The organism is Ruminococcus flavefaciens (assembly GCF_900143025.1).
Taxonomy (GTDB): Bacteria; Bacillota; Clostridia; order Oscillospirales; family Ruminococcaceae; genus Ruminococcus; species Ruminococcus flavefaciens_I.
Genome location: NZ_FRCT01000003.1, coordinates 78,845 through 95,869, shown reverse-complemented (window position 1 = coordinate 95,869; position 17,025 = coordinate 78,845). Strand labels below are relative to the sequence as shown.

12 protein-coding genes are annotated in these 17,025 nt (G+C 36.9%); 11 read left to right on the top strand and 1 reads right to left on the bottom strand.

The genetic code is table 11. From position 1 onward, the window contains the following. Positions 1 to 172: 172 nt before the first annotated feature. On the bottom strand, positions 173 to 1,270 hold the full coding sequence (locus BUB28_RS04250) for a tyrosine-type recombinase/integrase (RefSeq protein WP_072949134.1): 1,098 nt from the start codon (positions 1,268 to 1,270) through the stop codon (positions 173 to 175). Between the two features lie 406 nt (positions 1,271 to 1,676). Between BUB28_RS04250 and BUB28_RS04245 the strand changes: the two genes are divergently transcribed. The 11 genes from BUB28_RS04245 (at position 1,677) to BUB28_RS04195 (ending at position 17,024) form a co-directional block, all read left to right on the top strand. Continuing rightward, positions 1,677 to 1,886, top strand: a complete 210-nt coding sequence (locus tag BUB28_RS04245) for a hypothetical protein (protein ID WP_072949131.1) — start codon at positions 1,677 to 1,679, stop codon at positions 1,884 to 1,886. Between the two features lie 103 nt (positions 1,887 to 1,989). After that, positions 1,990 to 3,459, top strand: coding sequence for a TRAFAC clade GTPase domain-containing protein (locus BUB28_RS04240; RefSeq protein WP_072949128.1), 1,470 nt, complete (start codon positions 1,990 to 1,992; stop codon positions 3,457 to 3,459). Positions 3,460 to 3,472: 13 nt separating this feature from the next. Next, the gene (grpE, locus tag BUB28_RS04235) at positions 3,473 to 4,276 is read left to right on the top strand and encodes a nucleotide exchange factor GrpE (RefSeq protein ID WP_072949126.1); all 804 of its coding nucleotides are present in this window, start codon (positions 3,473 to 3,475) and stop codon (positions 4,274 to 4,276) included. After that, entirely contained in the window at positions 4,269 to 5,885 is a 1,617-nt protein-coding gene (locus tag BUB28_RS04230) for an Hsp70 family protein (protein WP_072949123.1), read from the top strand. The genes grpE and BUB28_RS04230 overlap by 8 nt, the downstream gene beginning before the upstream one ends. A gap of 61 nt (positions 5,886 to 5,946) precedes the next feature. Further along, entirely contained in the window at positions 5,947 to 8,049 is a 2,103-nt protein-coding gene (locus BUB28_RS04225) for an Hsp70 family protein (protein ID WP_072949121.1), read from the top strand. Positions 8,050 to 8,091: 42 nt separating this feature from the next. Then, positions 8,092 to 8,313, top strand: a complete 222-nt coding sequence (locus BUB28_RS04220) for a DUF4177 domain-containing protein (RefSeq protein ID WP_072949119.1) — start codon at positions 8,092 to 8,094, stop codon at positions 8,311 to 8,313. Positions 8,314 to 8,584: 271 nt separating this feature from the next. Then, on the top strand, positions 8,585 to 8,824 hold the full coding sequence (gene yidD, locus BUB28_RS04215) for a membrane protein insertion efficiency factor YidD (RefSeq protein ID WP_072949523.1): 240 nt from the start codon (positions 8,585 to 8,587) through the stop codon (positions 8,822 to 8,824). Between the two features lie 37 nt (positions 8,825 to 8,861). Further along, entirely contained in the window at positions 8,862 to 11,870 is a 3,009-nt protein-coding gene (locus tag BUB28_RS04210; protein WP_072949117.1) for a fibronectin type III domain-containing protein, read from the top strand. 11 nt (positions 11,871 to 11,881) lie between these two features. Further along, positions 11,882 to 13,099, top strand: coding sequence for a hypothetical protein (locus tag BUB28_RS04205; protein ID WP_072949115.1), 1,218 nt, complete (start codon positions 11,882 to 11,884; stop codon positions 13,097 to 13,099). A gap of 10 nt (positions 13,100 to 13,109) precedes the next feature. Next, positions 13,110 to 14,366 carry a GTPase domain-containing protein gene (locus tag BUB28_RS04200; RefSeq protein ID WP_072949113.1) on the top strand — a complete coding sequence of 419 codons (1,257 nt, stop codon included), beginning with the start codon at positions 13,110 to 13,112 and terminating at the stop codon, positions 14,364 to 14,366. An 18-nt stretch (positions 14,367 to 14,384) separates the two neighbouring features. After that, positions 14,385 to 17,024 (top strand): GAP1-N2 domain-containing protein, encoded by a 2,640-nt coding sequence (locus BUB28_RS04195; protein ID WP_072949111.1) that lies wholly within the window; start codon positions 14,385 to 14,387, stop codon positions 17,022 to 17,024. The last annotated feature ends 1 nt before the right edge of the window (position 17,025 follow it).

The window sequence follows — 17,025 nt, the reverse complement described above, 5'->3', positions numbered from 1 at the left end:
AGTGCAGCAATGCACTCTGAACCGCATTTTAAAATAAAAAAACCGTTTATGCAACGCAAAAACGGCAGAATAGTTTTCGTAAATTTCGGTACTCAAAAACAATCCACTTTAAAAGTGCCTATATTTCGGTATATTCAATTTTCAAGCTACGGTATTTTTGACGGCATAAAAATCAAGCTACATCAAGCGACAGCATATCCATACACTGCCGTTTCCTTTCAATGGACGAATGCACATAGCGATTGAGAGTTATTTCTACGGAGCTATGCCCTAAAATCTCCGAGAGTGTCTTTATATCAAAACCTAGTTCGACACAATTCGTGGCAAACAGATGGCGGAGTGAATGAAAATTGAGCGGTCTCAGGCCAATTCTAGCGAGCAGAGCCTTGAAGCGATACTGTATGGTTCTCGGATCAGGGAGCTTACAATTGCCCGTGATGATAAAAGCATCGACATTTGACGGCTTGAATGCTTTAAGCATACGGACAAGAAACTCAGGAATGGGGATTGTTCTCACCGAGGACTGACTTTTGGGAGTAGATACTACAAGCTCTGTTCTGTTTGCTTTACCCCTTACACGAATACGCTGTATAGTGCGTTCGATGTGGAGGGTTTTAGTTGCAAAGTCGATATCAGTCCACTTCAAACCGCAAAGCTCTCCGATGCGGACACCCGTGAATAGAGCAAGCATGATTACAAGTTTAGTAATATCCATATCAGTGAGCAGTACCGACTTTAAGCGGTTCTGCTCACTTTTATTGTAGAGATCAAGCTCGTGCTTTTCTTTCTTTGGAAGCTCAACATCGGCGATTGGATTTACACAATGGTGTACCTTAGACGCATATCTCGTCATGTTCTTGAGAACAATGATGAGATCGGAGATATACTTGTTTGAAAGCCCCTTGGTACGCTTTCCCATGATAAATTCATACACCTTACTCGGTGACAGTTTTTCAATCTTCAAACTGCCAAACGCCGGGATAAGATGTTTTTCCGCTTTGAAAGCGTAGTTTGCATAGGTTGAAGCCTTCGTCTGCGTCTGCTTCGCAGAGAGCCACTCGGTAAAAAGTTCTTTGACCGTCAATCCGCTTTCCCTATCTGGTGTAATTACCCTTGCTTTGATTTGCAGAAGCTTGTCCTTGACCTCAGTATAGGTTCTCCCATAGATAGAACGATACTTTTTTTTACCGTCCTTCCCGTATCCATCTGCGTAGCGTCCCTCGTATCTGCCGTCCTTACGGCGATAGATGTTAAGTCCTCTTTTGCTCATACATATTCCTTCCTTTCGTTCCCTGATTATTTGCATAAAACCATTATAACAATTGAGCAAAATCAACCGTCAGTATATACTACAAGAAATTTGACGGCTGATTTTGTTCAAACTGTATTAAAATATCCGTTGCAATTATCCATGTTCGACAAAATTATAAAATTAGCGCCAACTTTCTACATGTCTATTGACTTTTTATCGTGAATGTGCTATAATATTATAAATAATATTTGAGTGGATTTGGCAAATTAACACAATGATATTTTTGCTTTAAATACCGAAATTTACGAAAATTTAACGATTAAACTTTGGGAAAAGTTTACTTAGTGTTATTTTGCTCAATGAAAACTAAAATATTATTGCAATACCCTTTTAGGGGGAATTTATTACAAAGGAGCGATCGTAAATGGATGAAGATGGAATCGGCGCATTGATTGGTTTGGTGATCATTCTTGCTATTGTTGCATTTGTAATCTACTGCATTGTCATGCTCGCTGGTATTATTGCATCTGTTGCAGGAGCTGGTGGCTTGCTTTGGGGTGGCGGAACAGCAATAGCAAATTACGGAAAATCTTTTAAGGAAAATATGGTTGATAGCAACCGCGCTACTGCTTGAAATACATATTTGTGGTGTTCATCACGGCACTGGAGAGAATACATCTCTCTCCGGTGTCTCCTACTTTCAACTATTTTTGAAATGAAATGGAGATGGGTGTATTATGGCTTCAACACCACAACCTGCTAAAAAAAGCTACTTTTTCGATAAAGGATATAAAGACCTTGGCAATACAATCAAAGGTGCGTGGGTCAGAAATTGGGAATCAGTAAAAAACTATGCAGATAATCTCAAGGATTTAGGGGATAAATCCGCTGCTGGAAAATGGTTTTTTGGCATTCTTAATGTAATAGCTATTATTGCTGTTTTTGTTTTTGGCTCTGCTATTACCGCAGTGATTACAGTGTTACATATTGTAATTTTACTGCTGTTTATGCTTTTAGTGTATATCGGGTTTAGTTGTATTTGGCTTGTTGATAGAATTTATCTTTTGAGGAATAAAATCTTTACAGCTTGCCATGAATGCAAAGAAAAGAGTCTCATACCCACTTATATTTGTCCTAAATGCGGTGCAAAACACACGAATCTCACACCAGGTATATACGGAATACTGCACAGAACTTGTAACTGTGGTGAGAAATTGCCTGTTACATTCTTTAATGGAAGAAAAGAACTATCAGCAGAATGCCCTCATTGTGGTCATGCACTTTCTGATAGAGAGAGCAGACCTATTTGTATCCCTATTGTAGGTGGCAGATCTGTTGGCAAGACTGCTTTTATTACCGCATTTTCAAAAGAGTTTATTGAAAATATTGCACCTTCTAAAAGCATTGACATTGAGTTTTATAACAGTAGAAAAGAGGATATTTATAGAGAAATCAAACAAGACTATGATACTGGAAGCACCAGAATGACAGATCGTCCACAAGATGTGACGCAAGCAAGTTCAGTATCATTTAGCTTTTTTGCGAAGCATCCTACTTTCACGCCTGAAAGACTTATTCATGTATACGATATTGCAGGCGAGGTTTTTACTGATAATAATGAAAACGAAGTGCAAAAGCAGTATGAATACTGTCAAGGAATTGTATTGATTATTGATCCGTTTGCTATTCCTTCAATTCGATATAAGTATGAGGAACTTCTCGAACCCGAAGATGTAGCAGGTATTGGTAAAGCTGATATTAACGAAATAATAAATTCGTTTTTAAACAAACTGAGAGAAGTTACAGGTATGAGCGATAATAAAATGTCGAATGTTCCTTTAGCTATTGTTATCAGTAAAATAGACTCGGCAGGATTAGATCAAGACGTTGGTGAAATGGCAGTAAACAAATTGATGAGATCCCAGCCTGATAAGTTTACAGACTATTACGATACACAAGATTATCTTTGCCGAAAATTCTTGAAAGAAAACGATATGAGTAGTTTTCTAAGCAATGTTACCATACAGTTTAAAGTGAATAGGTTTTTTGCTTGTAGTGCAATCGGTCATACTAGAGATAAAGGTAAATATCAGCCCAAAGGTGTATTAGCACCTATGCAGTGGCTTTTTGGTTTGGCTGATAATAAAATGGGACAAGTCTGGAATGATATATCATTTTCAAAAAAGCCCACATATTTTGATGAATAGGAGGAGCAAGTGAATGGACGATTTCAAACCGTTAGACCTGTTTGGCGAAGGAATAGTGCAAAAAAAAGCAACTACCGAATCTGAAGATATTGATGAATCTGTAAAGGAATCCGTCGTTGAGGATTCATCCAAAAATGAAAAACAGGATGACAAACTATCTTTGACAGATGATACAACAACTGATACTGAAGAAACAGATGATAATATCATTAATGATAACGAAGACTCTTCACAATGCTTACCAGAAAGCAGCGGTGCTGTTCTTGAAAAGTTAGGAGTAATAGAGTCGTTTTGTCAAAATTTCTCTACACAATTATCAGATTTGGAACAGTTATTCAGCAAGAGAATAATGCACGCTGATTATGAGGATAAGGTAATTGATCAGATGCACTCTGAACTCCAAAAGTACAAAGAGGATATGTATGCTCAGCTTGTACGTCCTATTTTACTTGACATAATTGAAGTAAGAGATAGCATTTTACGTATAGCGGCTACTTATCAGAGTAAACCAGAGGGTGAACGAGATATACCAAATAAAACCTTTTCTGATTATTCTTATGATTTACAAGATATTCTTGAGAAGAATAATGTTGAGATTTACAGAAGCAAAATTGGTGACGATTTTATCCCGATAAGACAAAGAGCGATGAAAAAGGAAGTAACCCACGATGAGAGTTTACACGGAAAAATAGCTGAATCTTTATCATGCGGTTACTGTTATAATGGACGTGTTATCTCGGCAGAGAAAGTATCTGTATATTATTACGAAAAACTTGAAGAAACCAAAATTGAAAGTGAGGAAAATGCAAATGGCTAAGTATGTATTTGGAATTGATCTCGGAACAACATATTCCTGCATCGCCTATGTCGATGAAACAGGAAATGCTGTTGTTGTTAAAAACCAGGAAGGAAGCAACACTACCCCATCTGTAGTAAATTTTGCCGATCCTTCTCATGTTGTTGTTGGACAAGTTGCTAAAGAAACAGCAGTTATCGATCCGCAGAATACAGTTGCTCTCGTAAAAACTCTAATGGGAAAAAGCAACTTTGCAATTAATTATAACGGTGAGGACTTATCTCCTGAATATGTATCTAATTTTATACTGCGTAAAGTAGCAGAAGATGCAAGTAAAGCTTTAAACACCGAAGTAAAGGATGTAGTAATTACTTGTCCTGCTTATTTTGGTACTGCTGAAGCTGAAGCTACAAAACAGGCTGGAATAATTGCAGGACTGAATGTAATTGAGATTATTAGAGAACCTACTGCAGCAGCAATTTGTTATGGTGTTACAAAGGCAGAAGGAAAGAAAACAATTCTTGTATATGATCTTGGCGGTGGAACATTTGATGTTACGGTAATGAGCGTAGACAATGGTAACATTGAAGTAATCTGTTCAGATGGAAATCATCAGCTTGGTGGTAAGGATTGGGATACTGAGGTAATGAATTATCTTGCCACACAGTTCTGTTCAGAAACAGGTTTTGACGGCGACTTTGATGAGTATGCTCAGCAAGATTTAAGATTAAAAGCAGAAAAAGCAAAACAGCAGTTGACTGCTCGTGAAGAAGTTCCTGTAATGCTCGATGCTGCCGGTCTTAGAGCAAGAGTTATGCTCTCTAGGGCAACATTTGATGATATTACACAGGTTTTACTTAACGAAACAATTGAAAAAACAGATGCAGCTATAGCAGTTGCTGAATCAAAAGGTTATAAGATTGATGAAATTCTTCTTTGTGGAGGCTCCACTAGAATGCCACAGGTTGAGAAGGCATTAACTGAAAAGTATGGTATTTCTCCACAAAAGACTCTTGATCCTGATGAAGCTGTTGCAAAGGGTGCTGCGATATATGCGCTTCTCGCCTATAACAATCCGAAACCCGATCCGACTCCTTCATCAAATCCCGATCCATCACCAGAACCTCCAAAGGAAAAAACAACTGTTAATCCAGAAATAATTGAAAATAAAGTTGGAGGTAAGATTGGTATTACATTTGCCACGACTAAAAGCTATGCGTTGGAAGTATTAGACCACGGCGAACTGAAATGCCGAAATATGATTATAAAAGATGAGAAAATGGATAACGGCATCGTAAGTGTAACAAAACAGTTCGGAACAGCTGTTGCCAATCAGGAAACAGCAGATCTTGTTGTGTACGAATCTGATTTTAAATCTGAATACTTTGATGTTGATGAAGACTATAAGCTTGGTTCGGCATCGCTTGAACTTCCTGGCAATTTGCCAGAAAATTCACCTCTTGAAGTAACATTTACACTTAACAATGAAGGAATACTGAGCGTAACAGGTGTTGATATAACAAGCGGAAAAGAAATACATGCAACGATGCAGGCAACTGCCGGCACAACAATGTCCAAAGAAGATGTAGCGGCTGCAAGAGCTAAGTCAAATAACATTGTTGTTCAGTAAGAGATCGTGCCTGCCATGATGCAAGATTCGTGGCAGGCATTTTCTATATGGAGGTAAATAAATGGGAATAAGAGCTGGTATTGACTTAGGTACAACATTTAGTGCTGTCGCAAGAATAGATCCGATTACAGGAAAACCCTGTGTTATTAAGAATAGTTTTGGCTCTGCTATAACTCCTTCAGTTTTATGCTTTGAGATGAACGGTAACATACTTTTTGGAGAAGATGCAAAAAATATGCAGGCTGCCGGTGACACAAATGCAATAGCATTTTTCAAAAGAAGTATGGGTAAAGACTTGTTTTCAGTTGATTTTTTTGGAAAGAGCTATTCAGCAACGGATTTATCTTCCATATTGCTTAGAAAACTTAAAGAAGAAGCGGAACAGGAAATCGGAGAAAAGATTGAAAGTGCGGTTATTACCGTTCCTGCATACTTCACACATAAAGAACGTTCTGCTACTATTGAAGCCGGAAAGAAAGCAGGTCTTGATGTACTTGCCATAATCAATGAGCCTACAGCCGCCGCTTTCGCTTACGGATTGAACGAAAAAGATAGTGAGCAAACTGTTTTGATTTATGATCTAGGCGGAGGAACATTTGATGTTACACTCGCTAAAATCAATCATGATGAAATCAATATTATTGGAAGTGATGGCGATCATGAGTTAGGCGGTAAAGACTGGGACGATTGTATTGCAAGGTATCTTGCTGGTGAGTTTTCAGAGCGATATGGTATAGATATAAGTGATGATCCAGAAATGGTTGCGTCTTTACTTGTTACTGCTGAAAATGTCAAAAAGCAACTTACTTCTAGGGATACAGTAAATGTACCGATTATATGTAAGTCAACTCGTGGAAATATAGAAATTACGGAAGAAATCTTTGAACAGATTTCGGAATTTTTGCTTGGAACAACCCGAGATGTAATTGATCGGCTATTTTCGTCAGTTAATATGTCATGGCAGCATATAGATGGAGTTATTCTTGTTGGAGGTTCAACTAGAATGAGAATGATCCATAAATATGTAAAGGAAATGTCTGGTAAAGAGCCGTTGAGCGGAGTTAATGTAGATGAAGCGGTTGCACTTGGTGCTGCTATACGAGCTAATATAACTACAAAGGGAGAAGCATTGCCACAAATTGGTGGTTCGACAAAGAGGACTTCAAATGATTTAAGAATCATGGGAGCAAAGGCTGTAACTGATGTAACTGCTCATTCATTAGGAATGGTAGCTGTTAGTACAGATGGCGAAAGGTATATCAATAGTATAATCATAAAGAAGAATACGAAAATTCCAGCTAGTAATACAAGACCATATAAGCTAAAAACTAGAGCAAAGGATAATGAACTTGAAGTATATGTGCTTCAAGGTGAATTTGAACGTCCGCTTGATAACACCGTAATAAACAAATATGTTATATACGATATTGAGCGAACAAGTCCGCCTATGTCAGTTATTGAAGTCACATATGAGTATAATTCCAATGGAGTAATCGGCGTGACAGCGGTTCAAAAAGAAACCGGAAAATCATTACCTATAAGAATAGAGCCTGTACCTGATGATATGAGCTGGACAGATGGCTCTCCCAAGGACAATCAGCAATCCGGCGGTATTCCCGATGTTGCTGTATTTCTTACAATTGATTTGTCCGGTAGTATGGCTGGTGATCCTATTAAAGAAGCACAAAAAGCAATGAAAAAATTTGTTGATGAAATGGATAGCTCTTTTACAAAGATTGGTTTAATCCCATTTGCGACTACTGTAGACTGTCCACTATCATTAACCGATGATTTCCGAAAAGTCAAGCGAGCTATTGATAGATTTGATATAGGAGATAAGTATGGCTATGGCAATAGCGCACACCCATTTGATTTGGCATACTCGGCTCTTAATAATTCTGATGCTGATGTAAAATATGTTATTGTTCTAACAGATGGCGTTTGGAGTTGTACTGATGTAGCAATTTCCTCGGCAAAAAAATGTCATACAGCAGGAATAGAGGTAATGGCACTTGGTTTTGGTGAAGCCGACTATGCTTTTTTAAAAAAGATTGCCTCTACTGATGAATTTGCTTCCCTTACTGATTTGTCTGAATTGGGTGGCTCATTCTCCAAGATTGCTCAGGCCATCGGAGATGGTTCTACAAATATTTCTGTATTATAAAAATCCACATTACGAATATATAAAACGAAAGGATATGATGGTATGAAACAGTATAAAGCAGTTGCAGGTCCTAAAAACATCAATGTAGATAAAGGTGGAACACAAACAGCATTCAATATGTTTGCTGACATCATTAACCAGGAAGCTCGTGGTGGTTGGGAGTATCACTCAATGGAGACAATTTCGGTAACAGAAAAACCCGGTTGCCTCCAGCAAGCAATTCCTGTAAATTATTATATGCTTATTTTTGTTAAGGACGTATAAGAATATCATAAATGTGGATTTTTGAGGAGGATGCTCCGTGCGGTCATTTCAATTTAACGAAGATCAATTATGCGATATAGGCAAATTAGCGCAGTCATTGCTTCAAGATGAAAATGATCCTCGGAGCAGCTCTTATAAGCGAATACTAATCCGCCCTAAAATAAATTGGCTATTATTTGTTACTTGGCTTATTTGTCCCATTATTCTTTGTGTTTTAGTATTTACAGCATATAAGTTATGGCAATATAGCCCTGAGTATAACTTGCCAATTATGATAATTATTGTTTTGACGTACTTAGTGTGTACCGCAAAAAGAATGATTATATTTTCTATCAGGGTGTATCAAAGATACGCTCCAGATAGTATTAGATTAAAGTGCCGTTTTGAGCCGTCATGTTCAGAATATATGATTCAGTCTATTCAGAAATATGGTTTGATAAAAGGCTTAGTAAGAGGAATGAAGAGATTAAGCAGATGTAATATAGACGGAGGAGGATATGACTATCCGTAAATCGTTACATTAAGAATGAAAACAAAGGGTGAGTAATATGGCTGATAACTGGTATATAGTGCTTGAATTGGAATTTGATCCGCCTGTTGAGGACGAAAAAACCATAGCCAATCGTATAGAAGAAAAGAGTAAGTTTTGGTCTACACACTTTAATGATTTTAAAATGGGCGCACAATATCGTTCTTGGCATCAAAACATTCCAAAAATCAAGAAGGATATGATAGGTCCAGATAATATCAGAAAACAGTTAGCTGCTGATGCTTGCACACAAGTATATGGTCCTGTTGATAAATTTTTAAAAACAATCGGACGAAAAGGCAATATTACCTCAGACGAGGGAGACAAACTTGCTAAGAAATTAAAGATCTCTATTGATATTGTTAAGAAAAGAGCAAAGTCCCTTGGAATTACTTGGACAAGTGCTAAGTCGGTAGATTACCAAACGACTTATGATAAGTATTACAAAACGAAACCGCAAAATGCAGCTTCTTTTGAAGGAATGAAACAAATGCTTTCTTCATTTGGTGTCGATAACCTCTATGATTTTCTTTATCAAAATACATCAATAAAGAATGCTAATCGTTTGCCCTGTGAAACCCTTAGACAAAGAGCAGCCGAAAAGAAGAAAACAGAGTTTTATAAAAACGATAGTGTAAGCGGAACTGGTTCAAAGCTGTGTGGTCAATGTGACATTGTTTTTAAAGATGAAAAAAGCAAGGATATTTACGATAAATACCTTGAGTATATAAAAAGAAAAGCTATCTTAGATGATGCTAAAAGTATAGCTGACATCTCCGGCGAATTAACTATTGAGCAAGGCGAAGATATTATCGGACAATTAACGCAACTATTCCGTGATCGGAATCTAGCCGAAGAAGTCTTAATTGCTTTTTGCAAGGTTGAAAAAATCGCTTACAATACAGGTTCTGCACCTGACAATAGGAAGAACATCAAGATATGTCGTTGTGGTTGTATGAATGATGTGTCTGATGGAAGAAAAGTATGTAGCAATTGCGGCCTTGAGCTAGCAATTAAATGTCCCAAATGTGGTACTGAGAATGATGCCAATATTAGGGTTTGCAAATGCGGATTCAAATTTGAAAATCTTGATAAAGCAGTTGCGTTGTGTGAACAAGCTGAAATTGCAATCGAAACGCTTGATTTTGATGTCGCTCAAGCTCATCTAAACGATGCTGAACGCTATTGGAGTGGCAGCAGCAAAGTCGCTTCACTTAGACAGAAGCTGAAGGAGTTTAAAGACCGAGTAGGTGCTGAAGTTGCTAGAATGCGTGAAGCAATAAAGTTAAAAAAGTATCACGAAGCAAAGAAACAGTATCAAACCATAAAGAAACTCTTTACTAGCTATTCAGATGTTGAGATTGAAAATGAAATCGAACAAGCAATATCTAATGCAAAAAAACTATTTGAACAAGCAAAATCAACTAAAGACGAAAAGAAGATTCTTGAGCTGTGTGCATTAGCTTATGATGCTTGCGCGGATTATCCTGGAATCAAGGAACTTATGCCTGCGCCTGCAAATGTTACAGGCTTTAAGGTGACTTGTAATAATCGCTCCAATATAATCTCATGGACTGCAACATCTGATCGTTCTGTGCGCTATGTTGTAGTTAGGAGCGAGAGTGGCTGGATTGATAATATATCTAGTGGTGAAGTGATTTTTCGTGGGAGTGCTTCATCATATGCTGATAAAAAAATAGAAGCCGGTGTTCCCTACTACTACAATGTTTTTGCGGAAAGGGCAGGTGTATACTCAAAAGGAGCAATTGGCGAGTTCAAGGAAACAATAAATCTGTTTGAAGTCGAAAATGTAACTATATCCTCAGCAGATTCTTCTCTTAATATTACTTGGGATAATATTCCTCGTAATGCAACAGTAGAAATATATGAACTTCAAAGCAACGGATCATCCCGCCATATTACTTCTACTACATCAAATAGTTATCTCGTAACTGGGCTTGCAAATGATACAGTTTACAAGTTTCAGGTTTCTTTGTCTTACGTTATTTTAGGAAAACGTAGAGAAACAACAGGAGTAGTTGTTAGCGGAACACCTGTTACTCCTCCAATTCCAATTGATACTTTGCATATTAAACTGGTTCAGGAAGGCAGATTTGATGCTGTATGGGTTAAGCCTAAAGTTGGCGAAGTAGCATTATACAGTTCGACGGTCAAACCGAAGTATAGAATCGGGGATACTATTTCAGTATCTGAATTAAACAGAACAATGACTCAATTGCAGCAGAAGCCTCTCTCTGTTCAAACAAACGGGACTTTAAAGAATGATGAAACAGGTGCAGGATTTGATTACTCAGGTAGTGATGTGCTTTTTGTTTCTGCTGTTGTAATCAAGTCTGGTTCAGCCGTTTTTGGAAATCTTTCAAGAGCTAGTATCGGAGAAACAGTTGCAATTAAATCAATTAGAGCTGTTAATGGCAAGATAAATATTTATCTTGATGTTCCTCATAATGCAACTGGATTTGTTGTACTGTATCGTCACGATCAATTTCCTACCGATATCAGTGACATAAAAACTGTAAGAAAGCACGTTCCAATTAAACAGTATCAGCTCAATAGCGCAATTGTATTGGATTCGTTGGAAGAAAAGAAATATTACTTCTCAGTTTTTGCTGAATTTAAAAATGATGGCGAGAATGATTATTCGGCAGGAGCAGATTATCTTTTTGACAATACATCCAAAGTTAATATATCTTACTCTATTGCAATAAGCAAACGGCTATTTGGAGAAAGCTATATTATTCTTGAATTTGAAGCAGATAGCAAGGAGTTTTTCTTACCCGATATAGATGTTATGTCTGCAATCGGAAATACTCCAATGTTTAAAAATTCTGCTAAACTTATGCACTCGATCTCAGCACAATCAGTATCAGGTAGCGTACAGATAAAGATTCCGATGCCAAAGGATCTACCAAGAGATACATATATTAAGGCTTTTTTCAAAGATGAAGCATCTCAAAAAGGAAGTCAACTGAGATTGAAACTCAAATCAAATTACAAGATTAGTTAGGGGGATGCTACATGGCATCAAAAAGTACATTTATCTGTCCATATTGCTTTGAAAAGCATAAATTATCAGCGGTTCAGTTCCGCTGTACTAATAGACGGTGTAAAGATGTACCAGATATAGAAATGACAAAATATGAGAATGGTAATATCAAGATACCTAAACAAGGAAAAATAACTTTTACCTCTCCCAGCAAGAATCCATTCCTTGTTCCTTTATCTGCACCTTGTCCTGAATGCAAAAACGTGACATATAAGAGAGTATGTCCGTCCTGTCATAACGAACTGCCTGAAAGCACCCTTACTGGAAAAGACATGATCATTTCCGTTGTTGGTTCTCGTGCAACAGGCAAAAGTCATTTTGTTGGTGTAATAATAAAAGAACTACGAGATCGAATCTCTATTAGCTTTGGAGGTTCTCTTGAGGGATTCTCAGACAGCTATCAAAGATGGGAAAAGAACTTTGGCAACCAGCTTTATAATAATAATGAGAAGCTAGAATTAACTCAAAGTAGTGTCCAGAATGTTGATAATGGTGCTTATAGGCCACTCATTTTTAAATTGAAATTGAAAAAGAAAAAGTTTTTTGGCAGAGATGAGATTGAGAGCTTTACTTTTGTATTCTTTGATACCGCTGGTGAAGACTTAAATGACGAAGATACGATGAGTACCGTAAACAAGTATATCTGCAAATCCGCAGGAATAATATTTCTGCTTGATCCAATGCAGATTCCTGCTGTTTCAAATCAGCTTGATGAGTCGGTTGTAAGCCGAGCCGCTGGTATAGATTGGAGAAAAGCTGCTAAAGCAGATGATATTATGACAAGGGTTTCAAACCTTATCCGAAAGGATAAAGGTATGTCAGAAACGCAGAAAATAGATATTCCAGTCGCTGCTGTATTCTCCAAATTTGATGTAATCGAAAACATTGTTCCGCCTGATTGTACAGTGCATAACCCCAGTCCACATTGTTCAGAAAAGTGCTTTTGTCTTTCTGACTGGCATAATGTTAATTCAGAGATACTCGCACTTCTGCATGAGTGGAAGGCTGATGCTTTCATTTCTCAATTAGAAACTAATTATACTACATATTCCTATTTCACAGCATCTGCTTTAGGACTGAATAATAATCCTACAAGTGATGGAAGAATAGAAAGACCAAGACCTCATAGAATCGAAGATGCGTTACTGTGGATTCTCAAAGAAAACGACGTTATAAAGGGCAAAAAATAAGGGGGTTATTATGGAACGAAGTTATAATAATCCAGAATATATAGCATATATAAAAAACAATATCAAACACGCAAAAGACACTTACATATGTGTTAGCTGCTTTGACACCAAAGAACGTAAAGTAAAAAAAGAAAACATAGTTAGAATTCCTAAAAGAACAATGTATTTCCGTGAATGTGATACCTGTGGTGCAAACAAAAATGGCACCTGCCAATGGTGTCCGGAAGGAGACACATTAGGAATTAGTGATTATGATGAAGTTCCGCTTACGCATAGATGTCATTATGGAAATCTAGATAAAAATGGAAATGTTGCATCTATGTCAGAATTGTGTTGCCCTGTATGCCATAAACCCGTCCACAAAATCGTGGGCAATAATATAATCATTTCCATAATCGGTTCCAGAGATTCAGGAAAAAGTCATTATATCGGAGTGTTAATACATGAGATCATAAATGATATTGCTAAGAAATTAGATTGGGTTGTTATTCCTGAAGCAAACACAATGCGCCTCTACGAAACAAATTTTTCAAGAATTTATACGGCAAATCAGATACTTAATTTAACAAGCAAAAACTATGACGGGTTTTATGATCCTTACATTTTCTACATCACTGATAAAAAAGGAAAGACCTTTACGCTAACTCTTTATGATACAGCGGGTGAAGATTTTGAATCAGATGACTTGATGGAGAACTCGGCAAGGCACGCTTTTCACGCAGATGGAATTGTCTTCTTGATTGATCCATTAAAAATAGCTAATGTATACACATCATTAAGTCAAGATGTGGTTTCCAATTCTTCAAGTGTATCGGCTAGTAAGGCCTTTCAAAATGATGCAATACTTAGTATTTTATCTGCAAGTTTAAGAAGGCATCATAAGATAAAAGAAAATAAGAAGATTCCGATTCCTCTTGCTGTGCTTATTCCAAAGTTAGATGTTCTAGCACCAGGATTTCCACCACATTATGCTTGCCTATTTCCAAGCGGTCATGCGAAAAATCAGGGGTTTAATGTTGCTGAAAACCGACGTGTAAATACAGAAATCAGAAAATGGTTGGCTAGTGTTGGCGATGGGGCAACTAACTCATATATAGCTCAATTAGAGATGAACTATACTACTTTTTCATATTTTGGAGCTTCTTCTTTAGGAATGAAGAACGCTCCGGATAAAGATGGTGTGTTCTCTGCACCAAATCCCCATAGAGTTGAAGATCCGATACTTTGGATACTAAAAGAGAATGGCATACTTAAAGAGAAAAAATAATTAGCGAGGTGTTGAAAAATGAGCTTACATCAGGTTATCTACACGTCATGTATGCGTGGAATTAAAGGCGTTAATGATGGACAACAGGTTTTTTCTTATGATTCCCAGTTTACTGATTCAGACAATGATGAAGTTAAAAGTCTGTACTCGTATAAGCCACCCGAACTTGATCCTGGTGTACGAATGTCAGAAGAAATAGCTTTAACATTACCTAAATCTTATATATTTAGGAGACTTGATGACGGAAGATGTACGTTAAGCCTAAGTACTTATCTTGGCAGAGATTATATGGGGAGTGCAGGCAGATTTGGAAATCATCTTAGCCATGTTATTGTAGCAGATCAAGAGGATTTCAAATCGTATCCATGTGAATACTATGGCGGTTCCTCGTTAAGAGATCATATGGAGTTTGAAGAAGTGAACAATCCAGATCCCCCGGAATATCTTCCTGCTCCTACTTTGGATAAAGGATATACTGTTGATGTTGATGCTGTATTAGAATTTCTCAGCATTGAGGACAGACTAAATATTTACAAGAATATGTTGTATGCAATGCTTTCTTTCAATAGGGAGCAAAAAAGAGTGGTTATCTGTGATGAGCAAGAGAACATCATCATGTGGATTGCTGCTCTTGAGTACGCCTTACCGTTACAAACGGCTTTAAAGATCAATTTTACTACATATGAATATGATCCCACTCTATCCGCTTCACAAATATGTGGTGTGGTTTCAAAAGGAACAAGGTTTACCGATGAGAGTAAAAGGTTACATCATGTATTTGATTTCATTAAGAACGAGTATGCAGAGTTTGAAAAAGATTCAGATTTTTATGATTTTATAGATACTGTGTTTTCGCTTTCTTTTGATAGCATACAAGATTTCCACTCCTTTATTTTGAATGGATACACTTATAACTCTGCTGATGAGGACATATATTCGGCCTACGCATTATATAGCATTATATCTGACGGAGTTACAGGTATTAATATAAACAAACTAACATCTGCCTTAACTTTTGCAGAAAAATATGCTTATGATAATGAAAAAACTTCAATTGTAAATAATCTTATGTCTCAGTACAATGAACTATTAAGTACTGACAAAGCCGTTTTTACAAGTGTATTGCGTTATGTTCTATCAATGAGATCGAAGATTACACAATCAAGTCCTTCTGACATAAAACAGCTTGCTGTTGATAGGATTTTGAGTGAATTTTCAGATGCTGCTGTTCAAGAACAGAGCTTTAGTTCTTTCTATAATGATATTGATAAGCTTTGTAAGCAGTCTGACATTAATCTTGCAACGGAAATAATGTCAGAAAGGAACAGAACCCGATTATTTTCTGTTGTTCAGGTATCCCCCGATCCGTGGAAAATCGCATTTATAATTCGTATTATTTCTCGGTTTGCTAAGAGCCAAAAACTACCCATTGCCGAACTATCACCCGATAGACCTTTTGGAAAGATTTACTACGAACTGATTCAAAAGGTACAAGAAAATGATAGCTCAAGTATTTCGTTCTTAGTAGAGTGTATTCTTGATGAATTCGACGATAAGTGTGAATATCTTGTAAATATGGCTCTTAATTGTGAAGGAATGATTCTTGATACTCATACAGCAAGTGAAACCGTTCCTGCGCTTTGGAAGTGCTTTATTAAGAAAATGTCCGAGAAACAAGCAAAGAACTACGATGTTGCATATAAAATATTTCTTGAATACGATTGTAGTGAGCAACTTTTTATGCTTTTTAAAAGTGAACTTCAAAGCTGTCAGGATGCTGCTTCTTTAAAAGGCATTTTTGACAAGCATTATGCCAAAGTCATCGGAGAGAGTCGTTCGTATTCATCTAAGTTCAAAGATGAGGTTTTAAACCTGTATTATCACACTTTGATAAAGTTTGATAAAAATGACACTGATGTTGCAAAGAAAGAATTGTTCGGTGTTATTGTTGATGCCCAACTTGAACCAGCTTTTGTTGATGAATTGATTGACAGCATTGTTACGGGAATTCCTCTTTCCCCTCCAAATAAATCCAATGAACGTTTCATTAAAACTGCGTTCCAATACACTTATAACCTTAGACATAAGCCGATTCGTGGTAAAGAATTATTACTTTTAATCGGTATAATTATGGATACTATAAGCATAAAGGAACAGGTTGAAAAGAAACTTGATCAACTTGAGGTTTTAACAAACCATAACTTCGCCGATTTGACATCACTTTCTGATAATGCACTTACTGAATATTATAATTGGATACTTCCGACTGTATTCAAATGGTGCAAAAAAATTGAATTTCTTAATCAGTTTTATGATTTGTTTGAGATGAGTAATACGTCAAAGCAACGGTTTATACTAGACTTGACGAATATTTACTTCAAGGACGCTAAAGAAAGCAAGGACAATACTGGATTTGTGTATTATTTTCAGTTTGTTAGTGAGAATGGAACTTCTGCAATCAGAAAAGAATTAGGAAAAACTCTTTGTAAGCTCAACAAAAATAAAATGATGGAACTTGATGTAGCAATGAGAGATTGTTATATAAAGAATAAACAGGTTCTTGCTCATTGGGAAGAAGTTAAAGAGGTCGCTGATTCTACTAATCCTATTTTGAATAATATTGCCAATCTGTTTCGCAGAAAGAAGAAGGAGGATTAAA

Coding starts and splice junctions, on each gene's coding strand:
- BUB28_RS04250 (WP_072949134.1), bottom strand. CDS start 1,270: ATGAGCAAAAGAGGACTTAACATCTATCGCCGTAAGGACGGCAGATAC.
- BUB28_RS04245 (WP_072949131.1), top strand. CDS start 1,677: ATGGATGAAGATGGAATCGGCGCATTGATTGGTTTGGTGATCATTCTT.
- BUB28_RS04240 (WP_072949128.1), top strand. CDS start 1,990: ATGGCTTCAACACCACAACCTGCTAAAAAAAGCTACTTTTTCGATAAA.
- grpE (WP_072949126.1), top strand. CDS start 3,473: ATGGACGATTTCAAACCGTTAGACCTGTTTGGCGAAGGAATAGTGCAA.
- BUB28_RS04230 (WP_072949123.1), top strand. CDS start 4,269: ATGGCTAAGTATGTATTTGGAATTGATCTCGGAACAACATATTCCTGC.
- BUB28_RS04225 (WP_072949121.1), top strand. CDS start 5,947: ATGGGAATAAGAGCTGGTATTGACTTAGGTACAACATTTAGTGCTGTC.
- BUB28_RS04220 (WP_072949119.1), top strand. CDS start 8,092: ATGAAACAGTATAAAGCAGTTGCAGGTCCTAAAAACATCAATGTAGAT.
- yidD (WP_072949523.1), top strand. CDS start 8,585: ATGATAATTATTGTTTTGACGTACTTAGTGTGTACCGCAAAAAGAATG.
- BUB28_RS04210 (WP_072949117.1), top strand. CDS start 8,862: ATGGCTGATAACTGGTATATAGTGCTTGAATTGGAATTTGATCCGCCT.
- BUB28_RS04205 (WP_072949115.1), top strand. CDS start 11,882: ATGGCATCAAAAAGTACATTTATCTGTCCATATTGCTTTGAAAAGCAT.
- BUB28_RS04200 (WP_072949113.1), top strand. CDS start 13,110: ATGGAACGAAGTTATAATAATCCAGAATATATAGCATATATAAAAAAC.
- BUB28_RS04195 (WP_072949111.1), top strand. CDS start 14,385: ATGAGCTTACATCAGGTTATCTACACGTCATGTATGCGTGGAATTAAA.